This window comes from Brucella thiophenivorans (assembly GCF_002252445.1).
GTDB classification, from domain to species: Bacteria; Pseudomonadota; Alphaproteobacteria; order Rhizobiales; family Rhizobiaceae; genus Brucella; species Brucella thiophenivorans.
This window is the reverse complement of record NZ_NNRJ01000051.1, coordinates 388233-407124: the sequence shown is the minus strand read 5'-3', so window position 1 is coordinate 407124 and position 18892 is coordinate 388233. Positions and strand designations below refer to the sequence as shown.

Genomic DNA, 18892 nt, shown 5'->3' with positions numbered 1-18892 from the left:
GTACATCAGGAGAAACAAGTGTGACCTACGTATCTGCAGCACATTCGGATAACACACTGAAGTCAGGCAAAGATGAGGATGCCGTCATCGTCAAAGCCATAGTACGTACTTTTTCCCATTGGGAGTTAACAAACCAAGAGGCGGCGGACCTTTTCGGCGTGCCTATCGCGACATGGAATCGTATGAAGTCTGGAATCTTCAGAGGCAAGCTAGATCAAGACAAGAAGACTAGAGCCAGCCTCATTGTTGGGATTTTTAAGGGGTTGCGGTTGTTCTTCAACGGCCCTCTAACCTATGGATGGCCAAAACGACCAAATACAGATTCCATCTTTGGTGGAAAAATGCCCACCCAATTTATGATTGAAGGGGGAATTCCTGCAATGATCCAAACACGGCGATACATTGACGGACTTCGTGGTGGTTTATGATCCCTAATACTGACTTTACAGATCCAGCAACAATTCGTCTAATATCAACAGCTTATATAAAAGAAGAAGCCGTCGCACCTCTGGCGGATGACGATGAAGAAATCGAGATACTGACCAAGCTTGAAGGAGCAACTTCGGCACGCATGAGCACAGTTGCGTTGCCTGCAGAAGTCGATCCAAGTGAAATTCTGAACGCATCATTTGGATATGGATACACGTTGATAAACGCCGCCTTCTGTCACGCCCGGCCATCTGGAAACAGATTCAACAATCAAGATAGGGGGGCGTGGTATTGCGCATTCGGCATCGACGCAAAACTAACATCGCAAGCAGAGATTATCTTCCACCGTACACGCGCATTAGCAGCGGCAGGGTGCTTTGATGACATTGGCCACTATCGAGAATTATTAGCGGGTTTCACGTCGAACTTTCATGACCTCCGCAGTATGCCAGATCACGAAAGCCTTCAGCCTGACACTGCGATTGCTTACCCAGTGGGGCAGACATTGGCTAAATCGATATTCGCGAGCGGTGGTAACGGCTTGATTTATCCATCCGTGAGACGTCCCGGTGGTGAGTGTATTGCGGTTTTCCGACCTTCCGTCATACAGAATGTGCGTCAGGGAGATCATATAACATTTAAGTGGGACGGAAGTGCAATTCCTTCGATCCTGCAAACGCCGTAACAAAAAGCATACCGAACCAATATCAGGTTGTCTTCGTGAAATACAGAACGGGCCAACTTGTGGCCCGTTTAAAGATCGATACGCATGCAGTATCTAGGCTACCTTCTTCTGAAAGATTCTTTTCAACTGCCTTTCGTTGAGTGCCGAATAACGTTCAAGCTTCGCGGCAATTGAGGAAAGGGCTTTCGCTTTTTTCTCGATTATGCCGACCGCTCTGTCAAACTGGGTTTGAAGAATTTCATTCACACGCTGTTCGAGGTGGGAATTTTGACGCAACAGGGTTTCGTCGCAAAAATTCGTGGTAGCTAAGAATGCCAGACCGTTACCCAAGCCGAATGAGGCTTCGATACGAATTGCAATTTTTGTTGCCTCGGCTAGATCAGAATGTTTGCCGCCTCCACCGCCGTCTGATGCGGCTCCTAACATCGCTTTCTCGGCGGCAAGACCAGCCAGTAGCGTGCAAATCCGAGCTAAATATTCAGCTTTTGTCGTCAGAACCCTGTCTGCTCGAATATGCATCTTTGTGCCTCCGAGGTTGCTATCGCCATCCTGAACATTTCGCTTAATCTGAACCGCGACGGCTTTGATGCCTGTAATGTCGTATAATTCGTCGGCAACAATCGCGTGGCCAGCTTCGTGGATTGCTGTTCTGCGAATATCATCAATACGGACAGGGCGAGGCTTGGGAATAGCGATTGAAAGGTCTGAAATAACCAGAGGCTCTTTTCGTGATCTTGCTCGGCTGCGGGCTTCTCTGATGAAACGAGCGATGTCTGCACCTGATAGTCCATCAAGCCCAGTGGCAATGTCGGAAATATCACAGTCCTTTAGATCATCTCGCAGATGATACCTTAGAATTTTTTCCCTACCACTGGCATTTGGCAGGCTGATGTTAATATGCCGCTCAATTCTGCCTGAACGTAGGATGGCTGGATCAATCTTGTCGAAATTGTTGGTCGCTGCGACGACAATAACTCCTTCTCTTCCGTCCAGCCCGTCTAAGCATTGAAGAAATGCATTGATTACCTGTCGTGAGTAGTTCGCATTTGGTCCCGAAAGCTGTGATCGATCTCCGAAGCTATCCAATTCATCAACAAACAAGATGCAAGGAGCCTCGCTTTTAGCTTTATCAAACGCGTTGAGCATTGCTTTGAGTAGGTCATCCAAACTGCCTTGAGCTTGCCATTCGGTCAACGAGTGAGCGAATAATGGCACATTGCAGGTTCCTGCAAGCGCACGAGCAAACAGTGTTTTGCCAACCCCTGGGGGGCCGCACAGCAGTACGCCGCGATCAATGTCCTCCCAGCCAAGATCTCCTTTGATGTAAGTTGCCAAATCTTCTGCGAGCGTTTTTCCCCATTCAGCTGCCTGCCCATAACCAGGAATGGTATAAAGATTGAGATCGCTTTTCATGTTTTTAGCTTTATGAATTGCGCCACGCATGATCTTATCAAGCTTGTGCTGAACATCTTGATCATTCCAGGACTGAACGATCATGGATGCCAAAACGCGCAGTGGAAATGGTGAAGGTTTGGGAAGCGTCGAGAAACGCGGAGGAGATTTTAAAGTTTCCCTGGCGATGGCTTCACAAAGGGTGCCGTCAAGTTTCATATCGATGATGTGATCGGCTTCCATGATCACCTGTTTCGACAATGCGTTGGCACTGTGTGAGAAATGAAGCGTTTGTTTGTAGATAAGGTGTTGGTCATCTAAATCTTCGGACTGCTTTGTCTTTCCGCTTCTTTGGATGATGCTACGTTGTGAGGGCTTAGCCGAACACAGATAGCTTAGTCGCCCAATGGCTTTTTCATATAGTTCCAGGTCATCAGCGTTTTCCGCTGTCACAATCAGATTAAACACGCGGCCTGCTAAAAAATCATGCAAACCTTGTTTACGCAATTGTCGTGTTAGATGCGCAACGGCTAGTCGCAGTGCCAAGCTTTCAGACGTTTGTTGGAAATATCGCATTCTGTTTGCTCGCTAGAGTTAATTGCACTGAGGAGTGAAAAGCGGCAGAGACGGACGGGTATTCGGAAAGATTTCATAAAATTGACCTCCTCAAATTTTAACGTAGGCCTTTGAACTTGGCTGGTTTCCCTAGGCGGTAATATCTCGACAATGTGCGAGCAAAGCGCATTTCAGGATCTAGGTAATATAGATCGCTGGTAAGAATGACTTTGCTTTTGCCTAGGCGAGGGTGCTCCTGAACCACCCCTTCCAGACAAGCCGTCGATCGCGTTGTCTGGCTCCATCCGTTGAGCACGGGGCTCTTGCTGAGAACCTCGCTATTCAGCTCATTGCCATCCCGCAGGCTTTTCAAGTCTTCGAGTAAGTTTTGAAGAAGTTCGATCATTTCATTGAGATAATTCAAGTTATTCATAGATAAGTTTCCTCGTTATCGTACGTGAAAACGTCGATTTGAATGATTCAAAATGTTTCGTAAGCTCAGGTTCGCGAAACCCTTGTCTCAGGGCTTATTCTCTCTGTAAGATCGAATGAAATCTCCCCGGAAAAATACAGCGCGGCTAACGCGCTCATCGGCTCGTTGGTATTGCGCACTAATTCGCAGCAATGTTTGAGAGGCAGAGGGCCATCATCGTCTAGAACAGAAAGTAATCGAAGACGATCTCCAAGAGACACTGTAGATGAGGCAAAAGGTAGAAGATCGACGGCATTAGAGATGATTGATTGCTCGATCATTCTGTAAGTGCGCTCGTCATAAACCCAACCCTCTGCTTCAGCGGACTTTAGAGCCCAATCGGGCGTGTTTTGAATATCAACCAAGTAATCGCCATCCACTCGCTGAACGGCAAAATCTGGAATGTGAAAAGCTTGAGTTGAGCCAAGCAAAACTGGCATGCAAGTCCAAATGACCACATCAGGGCTGAGATCAAAATAGCAGGCCAGATTCCTAGCCCTTTGTGAACGAAAAAGCGCGAGGCCTTTACACTTCAATACAACTGACGGTGCAAATGAATTGCTAGCTGCACGAAGTTTAGCTTCGGAAAGAATGTCATTATTAGATCGGAACATGAGATTGCTCCTGAGGACGGCAAACCGTCTATGAACGGGGAGGGTTCACATTTAACTCAGAAGCTACCTATTCGACGCACAAGCGCTAAGGGCTGCCTAAAGGCAACAAATGCGCAATTGGGATGGGTGCGTTCGTTTCTCATATCTAGAACATAAGCAGAACAAATGGGTCACGTCAAGCGATTTTAGTGAAGGTCTGTTTAGTTTTTTTTGATCGGACGCCATACGTACCGCTCATGGGGTCGTTTAAAATACTTGCTCGCTCTTTTTCCACCTGTCGAAGGACTGGGCTGATTCATCCGCCCATGAAATTCTGATGCCTTATTTATTGATGGAGTTTGCCTAAATTTAGTAACACTCGATTAAATATTGCTTTCCTGACATTAAAAATTCCAATTCATTCTGATAATAATCAAATTGTAGTCATATTGCTTGTAATGGATGCGGCCTCCCGCCTCGCTCCCCATACTTGCCAAGGGCTTATCTTCAGAGGCTATTTGCACGGAGAATGAAAGATTCATAATCTGTGCTTCAAACTGCTCGGAGAGCGGATCATCAGTCCATTTTTCTGAACATCTATGTCTTTAAACCGCGTTTGAGTTCGCTCGATAGTAAATTCAATATTTTTACGGGAAGTAATGGCTGCCTCGATCGTCGCGTACACGGGTCATCACTTTTATCTTGCTAAACAGGCGTATCTGATCACATATTTTGTAAAGACTTTAAGGGCACTGCATTAAGAGGGGATTCTTTACATGCAGCACTTAAAAATTTGTCTAGCGTTTATCGCAGCGTCGACTGTTCCTATTTTCTCAGTAGCGGCACAAGAGCACGACGCTGTGAATGAGGCGAACAATCCGCTTACTCCCAAAATCACCGTCAACTTTCATAATTACTATGTTCCGGAGTTGACTGATGTACCCGACAAATATGCAAATCAGTTTCTTTTACGTGGGTTAATACCATCGAATCTGTTTGGTGCTCCGCAGCTTTTTCGTTTCACTCTGCCTATTGCTACTGCCCCTACATTCCCTGATGGTGAAACCACTGGTCTTGGCGATCTTACGCTTATGGACTTGTTCATGTTTCCAGGGAAAGAAGTGTCGTTCGGCGCTGGACCATTATTGGTTCTCCCCACTGCATCTGATGATGTTCTAGGCGCGGGAAAATGGCAGGCGGGTCTGGCAGGTGTGGCGATAGCGCCCCAATCGTGGGGGTTGGTTGGCGGTCTTGCTACTTATCAGGCGTCTTTTGCTGGTGATGGTGATCGCGACGAAGTCTCATTAGCGACGGTACAACCAATACTGAATATCAATTTGAAAGATGGGTTTTATCTACGTTCGTCAGCGACCTGGAACTTCGATCTGGAAGATGGAGATTATTCGATCCCCGTCGGATTCGGTGTTGGTAAGGTTATTCCGCTCAACGACAAAGTTACAATGAATGCTTTTGTTGAGCCGCAGTATACCGTGTTTAGTCATGGTACCGGGCAACCCGAATGGCAGATATTCGCCGGAGTTAATTTTCAGTTTGCTGTTGGCAAATAGATTGACTGTTTGGTCCTAGAAATTTGAGGCAGCCGAGGCAAACTCATATGGATCCACAACAATCCATTTTGCGGCGCAAAAGCCAGATGGCGCTAAGGAAAGAATCTGGTTGAAACTGATCCGAAAAGAAGCTGGTGGTTGATGCTGCGACTTTACAGCCCGCTGCAAACATTCTTCGATAAGAGCTGGCGACCGGGTTAAATTGAAGTGGTTAAAGGATAAATACTTACCCTGCCGCTGGGTTAAGCGGCAGGAAAATTCTCATACAGCATGCAAATCAAAGACAGCGTTGACGTCTGGCAACAACAGATTGTGAAACAATGGCGTTTATAGAGTGGCGAAGGAGCCTCACATGCGCAAATTGGCCCTATATATCTCAGTAGCCTCTTTGGCCGTATCTACTGCGCATGCAGCGCCTGGTGTTACTACAGCCAAAGTAAACCTTCGTGTGGGGCCGGGAACGGGGTACAACACTGCCGGATCAATCCCTGAGAGAGCTGAAGTGCAGCTCGGCGCATGTAATGAAGGTGGCTCCTGGTGTTCAGTGACCTATCAAGGCAAGAACGGTTTCGTCAGCGGACAGTATGTTAAGGAAGCTGATACTGAACGGCCGGGGTGGCCTCGCTCGTTCTCTACGGACAAGGGCTCTGAAATTGTCCTTTATCAACCTCAGATCACCGAGTGGAAAGAATATGCTGAGCTTTCCGCGCAAATTGCAACCGAAATCAAGGTAGACAAACAGGCCAAACCGGTCTTTGGCATAGTCAGCATTGTTGGAAAAACGACGAATGACGGAGCCAATGGACAGATAGAGCTGAGTGATATCAGGGTGACAGAGCTTAATTTCTCGGCCCTTGATCGAAAGAAGCTCGCCGATTTGTCGCTGGACATAGGCAAACTCATTCCGGTCGGCACTGTAACCCTGCCCGTAGAGGGTCTGACGGCGAGCCTTGCCGATTATCGAAGGACAGAGGATGTCAAGGGGCTGAATACAGAGCCACCAATCATTCAGGTTTCCGAAAGTCCCGCCATATTGGTTCAGACTGACGGTAAGGCAGTTTATGCTCCGGTAAAGGGCGTGGATGGACTTTCCTTTGTCGTCAACACCAACTGGGACCTGTTCCAGATTGATGCAGACAAGTCGCTCTATCTGCGCGACGGTAAGTCTTGGCTTACCTCTCAAGATCTTACAGCCACATGGGAACCTGTAACGAGCCTACCGGAACTCATTTCCAAACTTCCGGACGAAGAAAACTGGAAAGACGCGCGCACCGCGATTCCGCCTGTTGCGTTTGAGGATGGCAATAAACCAAGCGTAGTTTATTCCGACAAGCCAGCCGAATTGATCCAGTTCAAAGGCAAACCCACGCTTGAAGCGGTCTCTGGCACTCAATTGGAATGGGTTTCCAATAGTGAGAACGATGTCTTCTTCAGCAAGGCAGACAAGAAGTGGTATGTGCTTCTTTCAGGAAGGTGGTTTTCGGCAGCCGCACTGGAAGCACCTTGGACGTTCGCAACTCCTGATCTACCGGAGGATTTCCGCAATATTCCCGATGATGCACCTTATTACACCGTCCGTGCTTCGGTTCCTGGGACTTCTGAAAGCGCCGAAGCGCGGCTTCGCGCGAGCATCCCGGAGACCGCTCGTGTAGCAACCGATGGTTCAGTAAAGGTCGACGTCACATACAGTGGCGATCCGAAGTTTGAGCCAATCAAAGGTACTTCCCTTGAATTTGCGGTCAATACCAATGATCAGGTAATCAAGGTTGGTGACAAATACTACGTCCTTAAACAGGGCATATGGTTCGTCGGTGACACTCCCCAAGGTCCTTTTGCTGTAGCTCGATCCATTCCCGAGGATATCTATAAAATCCCTCCCACGTCGCCCGTTTATAATGTGACTTATGTCCGGATCTATCAGACTGAGGATGATGCGGTCTGGTTTGGCTATACAATGGGTTATCTTGGTGCTTATCTTGCATGGGATGCCATTGTTTACGGCACTGGCTGGTATTATCCAGCGTATTGGGATTACGGATGGGCGGGTGGGTTCTGGCCTTATTATCCACGTCCAATGAGCTATGGTGTGGGTGCTTTCTATAATCCGGCTCGCGGCACATTCGGTCGCTATGGTTATGCCTATGGACCTTATCGCGGGATTGCGGGTGGAGCCGCTTACAACCCAATCACCGGAAACTATGTACGCGGCGGCGGCATGGCTGGTCCTTTAGGTGATAGAGGATTCGTAGCAGCTTACAATCCACGAACCGAAACTGCTGCCTTCGCGCATGGCGGACACAATATTTATGGTTCGTGGGGTACGGCAAGCGTTCGTCATGGATCAGATTGGGTTCGTGCCCATGGCGGTGAAGCTCCAGGTGGAGAAGAAGGTGTTCGCTGGCGGACGTCCGGCGGCAATCACGGTTTTGTCGCAGGCAGTGGAACGGGTGGAGATGTCTATGCTGGTCGTGACGGGAATGTATATCGTCGCCAGGCAGGACAATGGCAAAAGCATTCCGATGATGGCTGGTCCCCAGTACAAAAACCTTCTGCGGATGATTTGAAACAACGCGGTCAACATTTTGCGACCAAACACCCAGACGCCGCGAGTTCGCTCCGGGAACGCCATGCCCAGGGACAGCCAGTCAAACAGTTAGGCTCGCGACAAAGATTGGTCGCGCCTGATCATCTTTCGATTGATCGGGCGGGACGTGAGTTTGGTAATCGACAGTCGCTTGGTCATCGCATGGAGTTTCATCCAGAGTTCAGGGGTGGTGGATTCTCTCGTTCTGGCGGGCGTCATGGCGGATTAGGGATGCGGCGACGTTAGACTTCCGGAGTTTAAGATTAATTGCCAACCAAATGATGAGGCTGACTCCTTGCGAGAGGCGACTAGAATAATACGCATCTGCAAGAGTTATATGATGCTAGTGCGATAAGGGAACAAACAATGACATTCGCTTTCAATAAGCCAATAAGCATCGCCGTTTTGATGGCTGGCTTGAGTATTACTTCGGCCGTTCACGCCGAGTCGGTCCAAACGCGCATCGGCGAAATCCCGACACACTTCGGTCTGCCTGCAAATCAGGCAGCAGTTGAGAAGCTCTATAATGAAATGGACTTCCAAAGAGCGGTTCAGTCTTATCTCTGGGCTTTGCCGATTGTAGGATTTGCAGGCTGGCAGGATGCGCAGCGTAACGTTTTCGGTGCTGCCGACACAGATATGGTTATTTATGAAAGCGTCAAGGACAAGCTCGGTATTCTGACCGCAAATGCCACGACACCTTACATTGTAGGTATGCCCGACCTTTCAAAAACAGGACCACTTATAATCGATTATCCACCCGGAGCATCGGCTGGTGGTGTGGGGGATTTCTGGCAGCGCCCAATCGAAGACATGGGGGAAACGGGTCCTGACAAAGGTAAGGGTGGCAAATATCTGATTGTTGGACCCAATCAAACATCACCTGATGCCGAAGGCTATACCGTAATCCAATCGCCAACTGTAAATATCTTCTTTGCTTTCCGCGTTTTGGATCCCGATCCTGCCAAGGGCAAAGAATTAATCTCGAAGGTTAGGATCTATCCATACGCTGATCGCGATAAACCCGGAGAAACCCGCTTCATTCAGCCTGAGGGTCGTGAATGGAGCCAGGTTCCCCCGAACGGCATTGCCTTTTGGGAACGGTTGAACGACATATTACAGCGCGAGCCAGTCATGGAGCGTGATCGCTTTTATATGGCCATGCTAAAGCCACTTGGCATTGAAAAGGGAAAACCATTCAAGCCCAATGAAAGCCAAAGAAAGTTGCTTGAGGAAGCGGCCGTTCTTGGTGAAAAAATGGCGCAGTCGCTTGCGTTCGACAACCGTGATCCTAATGCCCGGTATCGTCCAGACGCGCGCTGGGAATACCTATTCACATTTGATCCTGGCCAAGACGTGGGCACTTACGCGCCACTGGATCAGCGAACAGGTTATTTTTATCAGGCTGTGACGACGAGCCGGGGAATGGTAACAAAAACTCCAGGCGTAGGCCAGGCTTATATCGGTACCGCCCATGACAAAGACGGTGCATGGCTTGATGGGGGCAAGAGCTATCGCCTTCACGTTCCGGCGAATGCCCCGGCTAAATTATTTTGGTCGCTTACAGTTTATGATACGGAAACGCGCGCATTTTTCGACAACACGCCAGAAGGAATAGTTGATCGTTCGTCACGTGCCGATCTCAAAAAGAATGTAGATGGTTCGGTCGATCTTTTCATGGGACCGGAAAAGCCTGCGGGACATGAGAAGAACTGGATTCCGACCATTCCTGGAAAAGCATGGTTTGCATTATTTAGGTTTTACGGACCTACAGAAACCTATTTCGATCAAAGCTGGGAGCTTCCTGACATCGAAAAGCATAATTAGTCGAACATTTGTGAATTATCAGGAATTGGGGAAAATACAGTGAACGTGAGACAACTAGGGATTTTAGGCCTCAGCTTTGCTGTCACGGTCCCACTTGGAGCAATTAGTATTACTGAAGCAGCCGAAGGCGGCTCTGGTTTCTACATGCTTGGTAGCAAAGGTCCGGCAGCGGCCATTTTGCCCCCACTTCCTGGCTTGTACCTGCAGAATGACCTCTATATTTACTCCGGCGGAATGGGCGGATCACGGGGTATCCCGTTAGGCGGTCGTATCGTGGCAGATATAGACGCGACAGCTGTCATTAATGTGCCGACTGCGATCTGGGTAACCCCAACAGACATAGCAGGCGGGTCACTGGCATTCTCTTTATCTTTGCCGTTTGGGCAAAAAGATATGGAGGCAGGATTAGATGTGGTCAATCCGGTAACGGGCACAGCGATTTCGCGATCACGTCAAGAGGACAGATTCAGCTTTGGAGATCCAGTTATATCAGGTATGATCGGTTGGAACTCTGGTAATTGGTACTGGCAAACCGGTATTATGGTCAATGTTCCGATTGGTGATTATAAAGACGGATCCCTTTCCAATATATCCTTTAACCGCTGGGCTACGGATCTGAATGCTGCTGTGACATGGCTTGATCCTACCACAGGCCTTGACGTTTCGGTTGCTTCGGGTTTTACGTTTAATGGGGAAAACCCGGCAACTGACTATAAAACCGGGACAGAGTTCCATGTGGAATGGGCTGTTTCTCAGAATTTCTCTAAGCAGTTCTCGGCAGGCGTTATTGGTTATTACTATGACCAGATTACTGGCGATAGCGGCGCAGGAGCTCGTCTTGGTGAGTACAAAGGACGCGTAGCTGCAGTTGGTGCGACGGTGGGCTACAACTTCGAGTTGGGACCAATGCCTGTCTCAACGCGTCTTAAATATTTTCATGAATTTGCAGCTGAAAATCGAGCCGAGGGAAATTCCGTATTTTTGACCGTCGCTATACCCTTAGCAGTCTCTCAGCATTGAAACACAGTATGAAAAAATTTATTCATCCAAGCGGACCTCACAATATTTCGAGTTGTATAAAGCGCGAACTAGGTTTTTAGAGAAAGTGAAAGGTCAGCTGATGATTAGAATATTGATTGGCGTTGTTATCATTTTGTCGGGATTGTCATCATCTATCGCTGACGTGTTGGAGCGGCAGGTTGCGCGTCATATCAGAAGCGAAGGGTTTTGGTGTGATGTGATTAGCGATATTCGACCTGCATTGCACTTGAAGAAGAATAATGAGAACCCGGTTAAGGTGACTTGCGATGACGGATCTCGCTTTGCCCAATATCTCTTAATATTCGATCAGAATAATAAATTGATTTCTATACAAAAGCTGCAATAGCCCAATTTCAAGATGGCGATATCGCGAATATTGAGTGAATTTTATTCTGCTGAGCAAGCGTCAAGTTAGCAGTTAGGAATGAATCTCACAGCCCTGTTGTTCGAAACCTCCTAAGTCAATGAGATATTTGATATATAAAGCCTCAAATTTTCTCCTCCGACTATGCTTGTATTCTGTACAATTAGTGTGAGTAAATGGTCAATGCAGGTTGGGCATACCCTACATTGACCCTTACGGATGGAATTATACGGCGTAGTGGACTGACCCCATTAGTCTATGGGCTGAAGGGTCGGTAACTTCCAGGTTCCATTGATCGCTTCTGGTTTTGGGCCATAGATGCGAGCGACCAGGCTATAAGGCGCAGCAGGCGTCGGCAACCAGTTGGCTTCCTTGTCCTTACCCGGTGATTCATGACTGAGATAGATTGTCAGCGATTTATCGTCATCATAAACAAGTCCCTTAGTACGGTCACCAATAGAGTAGCGATCAATGCTGTTCGAATAGAGAAAGCGATCTGGCAAAGTATAGAGTGTCAGTGACCAGAAAAAGTCCGCCGGAGGCAATTTTCCTGCCGGGAAATGAAGCATCGATGGTTTCGTGCCATCTCCGACAAAGCCACCATACCAAGCTTCCTCGAGCGAATTGCCGTAGAGGCCCATGGTTGCGGCTGTTGCTCGCAACACGTAATCACCATTTATAAACTCACGAGTTCCAAACAATCCGTTTGAGCTGTGCGTCTTAGCGACTGTTGCCTTCATCTCAGCCTGAGCTTCAGCCACGCCCTTATCGATTGCCGCCAAGAGGGCTGGGTCTAGAGCATCCGCATTCCACGATTTGTTCGCACCAATACCAATCTTGGCAAACCGCTCCATGAGTTCTTTTTCTGCGGGGGTAGTTGGCTGGGCGAACTGTAAAAGGAAATTGAGGTAGCCGATAAAATCATGGCTGGTAGCTTTCGCCTCATTGTAAGGTGGGAACTCTACTGGAGGAGCTGCTGCAGGTGTCTTGGTTTTGGTGAATGAACTAAGCGGCTGCAGCTTATACTGAGCCTGCAATGCTTTCACGTTATCGACATCTTCTTGTCCATCAAGAGACGTACGTCCTAAGATGCCAATGATGTCCGTTTCGGCCTTGAATGTTTTCGTGATCGCATCCGGCACTTCTCCCTGCCAGTTAGGGCCTGCAATAAGATAATTTCCCGCATCAAATCCGGTTGCACGCACACCTACGTAGCCGAAGTTATAAGTGAAAAGATCAATAAGTTGCATTACGTAATAGCGATCCTTGGGCACGGCGGGGACGCTGAGAACCATAGGTTCCGTACGAAGGTCAAGCCACGCCCAGGAGTAGGGAGTGTCGTTATTGGGCGTTACGACGTCCTTATTTTCAGGTGTAAATGTTTGAGCGTAGTGTCGGAAAACATTAAATCCGCCCACATACTCTGGAGCTTTTGAATCTACAGCCTGTTTACGCCAAGTCTGATAATTGGCAATTGGCGCAATAGCATAAATATATGCTTCTTTTGCAATTGCTTGCGCGTCCTCAGGAGTAACGTTTTGAGCATTTACAAATGTTGTGAATGAGACAAGTGTTGATAAAGTGGTCGCAAAAGCCATTCTGTTGAAGAAGGACATGAACTTACTCCTTAAGGCACCCATTGCTGTCAAATAACTAATGATGGGGCGCGCGTGCTAGAACTGCGAAGACGATGTGAAAAACAACAATTAGATCGCCGTTAATTGGCTTTTTTCACTTTTGGAGAGCTCCACTCACCCGATAGGAGCTCGGGCTTTGGCAGATAGTAACGCATCGTCAGCATAAAAGGCCCTTTTGGAGCAGGGAGCCAATTAGGCTCTTTGTCTGCTCCTGGCGATTCATTCTGAATGTAGATGGTCAAACCTCCATCTGGGTCCAGCTTCAAGTCGGGCATCATCGGGGAATTGATCAGGTAACGGTTAAGTGGATTTGCCACCAGCAGTTGACTTGGTAGATCATACATTGTGAGCGACCAGAAGGCATTTACGGGTGGAAAATTATTTCCCGAAAAATGCAATGTATAAGCTGCCTTAGAACCGTCGAGCGCGTCCCCATTCCCATCCTTTTCATATATGGGGTACAGAGCCTCCTCGCGTGAATTGGCACCAATACCAACCTGTGTACCGACGGCGCGCGCTACATAATCATTCTTAAGAAATTCACGAGTTCCGAAGAGCTGATCAATGTTGCCGCCAAGACTGCTGCGACGTGCATCAATTTCCTTTTGTCCATCAATCATGCCCGCTTGAAGGGCGGTTTTGGTTTCTTCTGAAAGCGTGGAGATATCGATTGATTTACCGGGTATGATACCAATCGTTGCAAACCGTTCCCGTAACTCTACTTCAGAAGGATGCGTCGGAGCGAACTGCAGCGCAAAATTGAGCACATTGAAGAATTCGAGTGATTTTCGTTGATCAGTGGGGCTGAGGGGCTTTATCCAGTTAGTTTCCGGCGAAGCAGGGGGTGTTTCTTGGCCGAGAAATGCCGAAAGTGGCTGTAACTTGTAGCCCGCTTGTATCTCTTTGACTTTATCTAGATCAGCTGGGTTGAAAAGCTGTGTGCGACCGATCACGTTGACCAGCTCGGTTTCCGAACGAAGTGTTTTAGTTATACCATCGGGGGTCTGCCCTTGCCAATTCGGGCCAGCCACAAGATAAGTGCCGCCTCCATTCCCCGTGGTTCGCCTACCAATATAGTCAAAATTGAACGTGTAAAGATCCATCATCTGGAAAACGAAGTATCGGCTCTCCTCAACAGGAGGTATGCTGATCACAATCGGTTCTGCCCGCAGATCTAGACCCATAAATGTATACGGCGTGTCTGAGTTTGGTGTCACGAAGCCTTTGTCGTCAGGTGTAAATACACGCGCTACGTTCAAAACTGAGTTAAATGGTCCCTTGTATTCGGGACTATCCTTATTAATAGAGAATTCGAACATGGTGCCGTAGCTGCTTACCATTGGAACGCCATAAACATAGGCTTCCTTGGCAACGGCTTGGATATCATGCGGCGCGACTGGCTGCGCTTCTGAAGATATCGGTTGGACGATAGTACAGACTATCGAGAAAAATCCGGCAGCGAAAACCCGAAGCATCCTGATATCCTTACATAAATTTTACTGTGACTACTTTAGTATGTTCCTAGGTATGAAATTCAGTCGAGAGCTACATGCAATGAATGGAAGTATATAGCTCTTCAATTTTTCGGCTAAGATGTTTGAGCTTGACCATATTGAGTGTGCTTGCTGTTAATATAAAAAGCAACTTCTTATGTATGAACAAACCAAGAGCTTCGATTAATTTAGCGCCAATTATAATGAGGTTATCCTGCAGTTACCCTTCGATAAATAATTTCTCGGACCGGACCCATCCCGTAGCCAGTCTTCGGCCGCTTTAATTCAACTGTCTCCATTCTGCGAAATGGAGTTTGTGTAAGGATTGTATTGACTTGTAGCCTAGCTTTATCGGCAAAAAGACACAGCGGAGGAGCAATTAGTTGAGTAGCTATCCGAAAACAGGAAAGCCGTGGCTAATTTGCTATTAAACACGATAGGGTTCATGGTGAATTCCTCGGCAGCAATTGAAACGGGCGCTGTCGTCAGAGGGGTGAACCCCTAGCCCGCAACAAAGGAGGACGCATTGTCTTCCACCCGCTTAGATGCCAGCAGCATCAATATGTTATCTAGACTAATTAGAAATGCCCAGAGGGTTAATGATCCACTTGATCTTAACGGAAAGGCGTCACGTTATCTGGTGCAGTGTTTTAGAGACGGCACATGCGATGAAGGCCGTTTGAAGTTTGCTTTAAAACAATTTATTGCGCGCCAAATATCATTGTCTTCTGCCGTAGACCAGTGGGACGACGAAGGCGGAGCGACGAAAAAGGAAAACAGATGACACTTTCATTCCCAAATATCAGCAGGAGTTTCATCGATATCCAAAACGGCTTGCGCTTCGTAGGTTATGACGGAATGATCTCTGTTCCATTTGTGATAGATAAGGGTGCACTAGAAACTTCAGGGCCTGTAGGAAATTCCGAAGCATCATTTTTATCTGCTTTCGATAGGTCACGGAAATTAATCTACAGCGTGGCGTCCGAAGTATATTCACAGTCGCGACAGTCCTCATATAAAATTACCGCCAACAACATGGTTTGATATGGGATCCTTATGGGTGGGGGCTTTCTTGAGAAATTGCTAGTTTAGCATCGATCAGCTAAAACGTTTCAGTTGCTTATCGCTCACGTGTGGCTTTAAATCTATGATTGAAAAATTAGAATTAGCGAAAAGTTAGAGGATTCGACTGAAATAGCTATTTGCTTATTACGCATTGTAATTCGCAGAAAGCGTGACAGTACAATAGGTAGTTGTTGAACCCTGCTTCAATAGTGTCCAGCACCGTTGAAGTCCTTGCTTCTGGGGCCTTTGCGAAGCAACAACATTCTTGATCTAGTAATTTAACTGCGCCATAATTCATATATTGAACGAGTTCCCAGTGTAGTGCCTTTATGCGGGAATTCAAATGGAGGGGAGTATGTCATTTTTCGACAAAGCGAGTCATGTATACTCGCCGGATGAAATTGATTTGTTGCGCGGTTCTGTAGAACGAGCCAAATCTTTGCTGCAGAATGCAAAAGTGCACTATAATAAAGATGAATTAACTGTAAATGTAATAAGGCTTTACGATAGTGGTTTGCGCGATTTAGATCATTTGGTGGAGTTAGCCATACAAATGGTTCGTTCTCCGACAAATATTAAAAAGTCTGACGACTATGGAATTGCTGCGAATGTAAATCACAAGACCGGGCCATTAAGGTGATTTCAGTTTAATAATTGGGAACCATGACGGTGTGAGAGTGTTCAGCCTTCACAGTACATTTGAAGGCTTTAGAACTAATGCAATTACCGTTCAATAATAGCCTTGCTAAAGCAGCGCGTCGCGCGACTACGAGACGCATGTCTTCCGTAAGTGATGCAAGTCAAGCAATTGGAGATGCCATCGCAGAACTAAACGACAGGACAGTCACTGAGGGCGACGAGAGGTTTTCTGGCCTCCTTGACCAGCTAGATGTCGCGGAGAGTGCTAAGAAAAGCGATTTAGAATAGCTATTAAACGGCTTTGTAAAATGTCTGCTAATTCAATGGCCAAGCGTCGAAATCGAGAAAATAGCTTTTTTCGTCCTCGTCATGTTGAAATGGCGCGGAAGAAAATTCACATAAACGATAATTAGATGAGCTGTATTTTAATTTATTTTGAAAAAGGTATCTCAGTAAAATGTAATGTTGCAACTCCATAACTCAATGTCGAATAGATTAACTGTGATAATTAGGCATTCGCGATACTATCTTATATAATTAAAGATTGAATTGCAGACTAAATATTTGCCTTAAACCGACCTCAATTGTTTCCTTGCTATTTGAGCCACGAAAGCTGAAACTAAATAGCCAGCTGAATTTATCTGGGGTCGCTGGCGGGGCTTAATTGTCCGTACCCACAATTTGAAAGGAGGGCTGTATGCCTTCCAATATCCGTCTCGTCGACTTTCATATCAGCAATCGCATCCTGAAACAGATGATGTCTAAGGCTGGGTATGTGACGCCAAGAATGAAGCCGCTATCAGGGCCTCTCTTTCACCAGTCACAAGTAGTTTTGCAAAATTTTATGTCGGGCGTTATGCGTGACTATCGTGTTGAAACTGCGCCGTTGCCCCACTCTACTGCTGCGTATGGCACGCCATAATCGTCCAAGTTATTTTGGTGGGCTTAGTATTCAGTAATAGGCTTGCCTCATTTAATTTTTCTAAGAATATTGTCGATATGGTATCTCGAGGTAAATCCAAAAATATTACGCCATGGAGATCTTGTTTAAATATAGTTTGACAAATATTGAAATATTCAGTAGATAATGCGTATCGATATTTTCTTGTTGAGTTTTTCTTATTGCACATTTAGCACCGTGCCCTGAACGAACCCCCTTTTAAAAATCGTTATCACTTTGCGTCACGCTATCGCGTGTCGTTTTTCTTTGTTGCTATGAAAGGGTTTATTATGACCACCGGCACAGTTAAATGGTTCAATTCCACAAAAGGGTTCGGCTTCATTCAGCCTGACAACGGCGGCGCGGATGCCTTCGTTCATATCTCTGCCGTCGAGCGCGCCGGAATGCGCGACATCGTCGAAGGCCAGAAGATTGGTTACGATATGGAGCGCGACATGAAGTCGGGCAAAATGTCCGCCTGCAATCTTCAGGCTGCTTAGATAGGTTTTCTTCTTTCCTTTGACCACGGATGTACTGGCACTGTTGAAAGAAGTTTACTTTATGAGGTCAGGTAACGCCTGGCCTTTTTAATTTGAAAAGGATTCCTTGATGTCGATAAATTCACAAATAGCTATAACAAAAGAGACACTCTTTAAGCCTGTCACGTCCGGTAAAGAATCGACTGCGTCAAGAATAGATCGTACTGTTCGTTCCATTTAACAGATTGAGACGGACGCTATACATGCAAAAACACTTCGCTTAAGAAATGCCCGCATGGAGTACGAGAAAACTATCGTTCCCCCAGTTGCGAAAAAGAAAAGAACCGCCAAAGCGCACTAAGGGTCGCCCACGGAGATGTGGCGTGAATTCGGTTTATTTAACCAATCAAAAATTGATGGTGAACTGTTATCAGCATTAATTTATCGCCTGGCTTCAACCAGAGATAGGTCGCGTCACCTAAACCCGGTTGGTTATTTCTAGCTGTTCTTCGGCGAAGTAACTTCGTAAAGTTTTGGAGTTACATGCCACAAAGAGGTGCTGGGATCTAATAAACCTGGCAGCCGAAAATGCTCGTGGATCGCCATGAAGTCTCGGATATTGATCGTTGCTATTGGGATTTCATAACGTATGCTTGTCGCTGCAATGAGCAGATCCTGACCATACTTGGGTGTCTTTGCAGTTGGGTCAGGAACCCATAAGCTTTTGAGGGCAGGGACTGCGACCATCTTGGCATGAAGTCGTGCTGTTTCGATATCCTGCTGCAAACATATTATGCTGGTGGCTAAAAGCTCATCAAGCCAAACCTCAAATGCCTGAACTCGGGGTGAATTAGCCGATCTAAGCTTTTCAATACCTTTTTGTATCTCAAAAACAGTAGCAACTGAAATTGCTAAAGAATCTTCCGGAATTTTTTTAATCCAAGTGATAAGCTGTGGCGACGGATTCTTGTACGTGAACTGAGATATCACGCAGGTATCTAACAGAATACGTGGAGACTGGGACATCATTTGCTCAGGATTCACACGGGATCACCAGAGCTTATAAATATCTCGAAGTGATTTCGAATACATTAATTATAAAACGCAATAACAGTTCGCGAAAAATCGG

General features: G+C 46.8%; 18 protein-coding genes. 12 read left to right on the top strand and 6 right to left on the bottom strand.

Translation table 11 applies throughout. The features are described from left to right. The first annotated feature begins 20 nt into the window (after positions 1–20). Both CEV31_RS21320 and CEV31_RS15885 read left to right on the top strand, forming a co-directional pair. The gene (locus tag CEV31_RS21320; RefSeq protein ID WP_143850967.1) at positions 21–428 is read left to right on the top strand and encodes an antitoxin Xre-like helix-turn-helix domain-containing protein; all 408 of its coding nucleotides are present in this window, start codon (positions 21–23) and stop codon (positions 426–428) included. Then, positions 425–1114 carry an RES family NAD+ phosphorylase gene (locus CEV31_RS15885; RefSeq protein ID WP_094508243.1) on the top strand — a complete coding sequence of 230 codons (690 nt, stop codon included), beginning with the start codon at positions 425–427 and terminating at the stop codon, positions 1112–1114. The genes CEV31_RS21320 and CEV31_RS15885 overlap by 4 nt, the downstream gene beginning before the upstream one ends. 93 nt (positions 1115–1207) lie before the next feature. On the opposite strand, the gene CEV31_RS15880 is transcribed toward CEV31_RS15885, so the two are convergent. The 3 genes from CEV31_RS15880 to CEV31_RS15870 form a co-directional block, all read right to left on the bottom strand. Beyond that, positions 1208–3082 (bottom strand): AAA family ATPase, encoded by a 1875-nt coding sequence (locus CEV31_RS15880; protein WP_094508241.1) that lies wholly within the window; start codon positions 3080–3082, stop codon positions 1208–1210. A gap of 97 nt (positions 3083–3179) precedes the next feature. Next, positions 3180–3494 carry a DUF6634 family protein gene (locus CEV31_RS15875; protein ID WP_094508239.1) on the bottom strand — a complete coding sequence of 105 codons (315 nt, stop codon included), beginning with the start codon at positions 3492–3494 and terminating at the stop codon, positions 3180–3182. Positions 3495–3559: 65 nt separating this feature from the next. Then, positions 3560–4147: a hypothetical protein gene (locus tag CEV31_RS15870; RefSeq protein ID WP_143850966.1), complete on the bottom strand. Its 588-nt coding sequence runs from the start codon at positions 4145–4147 to the stop codon at positions 3560–3562. Positions 4148–4902: 755 nt separating this feature from the next. Between CEV31_RS15870 and CEV31_RS15865 the strand changes: the two genes are divergently transcribed. The 5 genes from CEV31_RS15865 to CEV31_RS15845 all read left to right on the top strand — a co-directional run bounded on the left by CEV31_RS15865 (position 4903) and on the right by CEV31_RS15845 (position 11492). Beyond that, positions 4903–5694, top strand: coding sequence for a hypothetical protein (locus CEV31_RS15865; protein ID WP_094508235.1), 792 nt, complete (start codon positions 4903–4905; stop codon positions 5692–5694). Positions 5695–6046: 352 nt separating this feature from the next. Continuing rightward, positions 6047–8524, top strand: coding sequence for an SH3 domain-containing protein (locus tag CEV31_RS15860; protein ID WP_235818124.1), 2478 nt, complete (start codon positions 6047–6049; stop codon positions 8522–8524). 120 nt (positions 8525–8644) lie between these two features. Next, complete coding sequence (locus tag CEV31_RS15855; RefSeq protein WP_210190933.1) at positions 8645–10105, top strand: DUF1254 domain-containing protein; 1461 nt, start codon at positions 8645–8647, stop codon at positions 10103–10105. A 39-nt stretch (positions 10106–10144) separates the two neighbouring features. Further along, positions 10145–11125, top strand: a complete 981-nt coding sequence (locus CEV31_RS15850) for a SphA family protein (protein ID WP_143850965.1) — start codon at positions 10145–10147, stop codon at positions 11123–11125. A gap of 85 nt (positions 11126–11210) precedes the next feature. Then, the gene (locus CEV31_RS15845; protein WP_143850964.1) at positions 11211–11492 is read left to right on the top strand and encodes a hypothetical protein; all 282 of its coding nucleotides are present in this window, start codon (positions 11211–11213) and stop codon (positions 11490–11492) included. Positions 11493–11761: 269 nt separating this feature from the next. Here CEV31_RS15845 and CEV31_RS15840 read toward each other — a convergent pair whose 3' ends face one another. Together CEV31_RS15840 and CEV31_RS15835 are read right to left on the bottom strand one after the other, a co-directional pair. Further along, positions 11762–13126: a DUF1254 domain-containing protein gene (locus CEV31_RS15840; RefSeq protein ID WP_094508229.1), complete on the bottom strand. Its 1365-nt coding sequence runs from the start codon at positions 13124–13126 to the stop codon at positions 11762–11764. A 101-nt stretch (positions 13127–13227) separates the two neighbouring features. Continuing rightward, the gene (locus tag CEV31_RS15835) at positions 13228–14622 is read right to left on the bottom strand and encodes a DUF1254 domain-containing protein (RefSeq protein ID WP_094508227.1); all 1395 of its coding nucleotides are present in this window, start codon (positions 14620–14622) and stop codon (positions 13228–13230) included. A 544-nt stretch (positions 14623–15166) separates the two neighbouring features. Here CEV31_RS15835 and CEV31_RS20980 point away from each other — a divergent pair. The 5 genes from CEV31_RS20980 (at position 15167) to CEV31_RS15810 (ending at position 17784) form a co-directional block, all read left to right on the top strand. Then, positions 15167–15424 carry a hypothetical protein gene (locus CEV31_RS20980; RefSeq protein ID WP_143850963.1) on the top strand — a complete coding sequence of 86 codons (258 nt, stop codon included), beginning with the start codon at positions 15167–15169 and terminating at the stop codon, positions 15422–15424. Beyond that, positions 15421–15684 carry a DUF1488 family protein gene (locus CEV31_RS15830; protein WP_094508604.1) on the top strand — a complete coding sequence of 88 codons (264 nt, stop codon included), beginning with the start codon at positions 15421–15423 and terminating at the stop codon, positions 15682–15684. The genes CEV31_RS20980 and CEV31_RS15830 overlap by 4 nt, the downstream gene beginning before the upstream one ends. 376 nt (positions 15685–16060) lie before the next feature. Further along, complete coding sequence (locus CEV31_RS15825; RefSeq protein WP_143850962.1) at positions 16061–16345, top strand: hypothetical protein; 285 nt, start codon at positions 16061–16063, stop codon at positions 16343–16345. A gap of 696 nt (positions 16346–17041) precedes the next feature. Beyond that, positions 17042–17266 carry a hypothetical protein gene (locus tag CEV31_RS15815; protein ID WP_094508221.1) on the top strand — a complete coding sequence of 75 codons (225 nt, stop codon included), beginning with the start codon at positions 17042–17044 and terminating at the stop codon, positions 17264–17266. 308 nt (positions 17267–17574) lie between these two features. Further along, positions 17575–17784 (top strand): cold-shock protein, encoded by a 210-nt coding sequence (locus tag CEV31_RS15810; RefSeq protein ID WP_094508219.1) that lies wholly within the window; start codon positions 17575–17577, stop codon positions 17782–17784. Positions 17785–18261: 477 nt separating this feature from the next. Here the strand turns inward: CEV31_RS15810 and CEV31_RS15805 are convergent, their stop codons facing one another. Continuing rightward, on the bottom strand, positions 18262–18807 hold the full coding sequence (locus tag CEV31_RS15805; RefSeq protein WP_143850961.1) for a PIN domain-containing protein: 546 nt from the start codon (positions 18805–18807) through the stop codon (positions 18262–18264). Between the last annotated feature and the right edge of the window lie 85 nt (positions 18808–18892).

Coding starts and splice junctions, on each gene's coding strand:
- CEV31_RS15810 (WP_094508219.1), top strand. CDS start 17,575: ATGACCACCGGCACAGTTAAATGGTTCAATTCCACAAAAGGGTTCGGC.
- CEV31_RS15855 (WP_210190933.1), top strand. CDS start 8,645: ATGACATTCGCTTTCAATAAGCCAATAAGCATCGCCGTTTTGATGGCT.
- CEV31_RS15840 (WP_094508229.1), bottom strand. CDS start 13,126: ATGTCCTTCTTCAACAGAATGGCTTTTGCGACCACTTTATCAACACTT.
- CEV31_RS15880 (WP_094508241.1), bottom strand. CDS start 3,082: ATGCGATATTTCCAACAAACGTCTGAAAGCTTGGCACTGCGACTAGCC.
- CEV31_RS15815 (WP_094508221.1), top strand. CDS start 17,042: ATGCCTTCCAATATCCGTCTCGTCGACTTTCATATCAGCAATCGCATC.
- CEV31_RS15825 (WP_143850962.1), top strand. CDS start 16,061: ATGTCATTTTTCGACAAAGCGAGTCATGTATACTCGCCGGATGAAATT.
- CEV31_RS15835 (WP_094508227.1), bottom strand. CDS start 14,622: ATGCTTCGGGTTTTCGCTGCCGGATTTTTCTCGATAGTCTGTACTATC.
- CEV31_RS15830 (WP_094508604.1), top strand. CDS start 15,421: ATGACACTTTCATTCCCAAATATCAGCAGGAGTTTCATCGATATCCAA.
- CEV31_RS15860 (WP_235818124.1), top strand. CDS start 6,047: ATGCGCAAATTGGCCCTATATATCTCAGTAGCCTCTTTGGCCGTATCT.
- CEV31_RS15870 (WP_143850966.1), bottom strand. CDS start 4,147: ATGTTCCGATCTAATAATGACATTCTTTCCGAAGCTAAACTTCGTGCA.
- CEV31_RS15875 (WP_094508239.1), bottom strand. CDS start 3,494: ATGAATAACTTGAATTATCTCAATGAAATGATCGAACTTCTTCAAAAC.
- CEV31_RS15865 (WP_094508235.1), top strand. CDS start 4,903: ATGCAGCACTTAAAAATTTGTCTAGCGTTTATCGCAGCGTCGACTGTT.
- CEV31_RS15885 (WP_094508243.1), top strand. CDS start 425: ATGATCCCTAATACTGACTTTACAGATCCAGCAACAATTCGTCTAATA.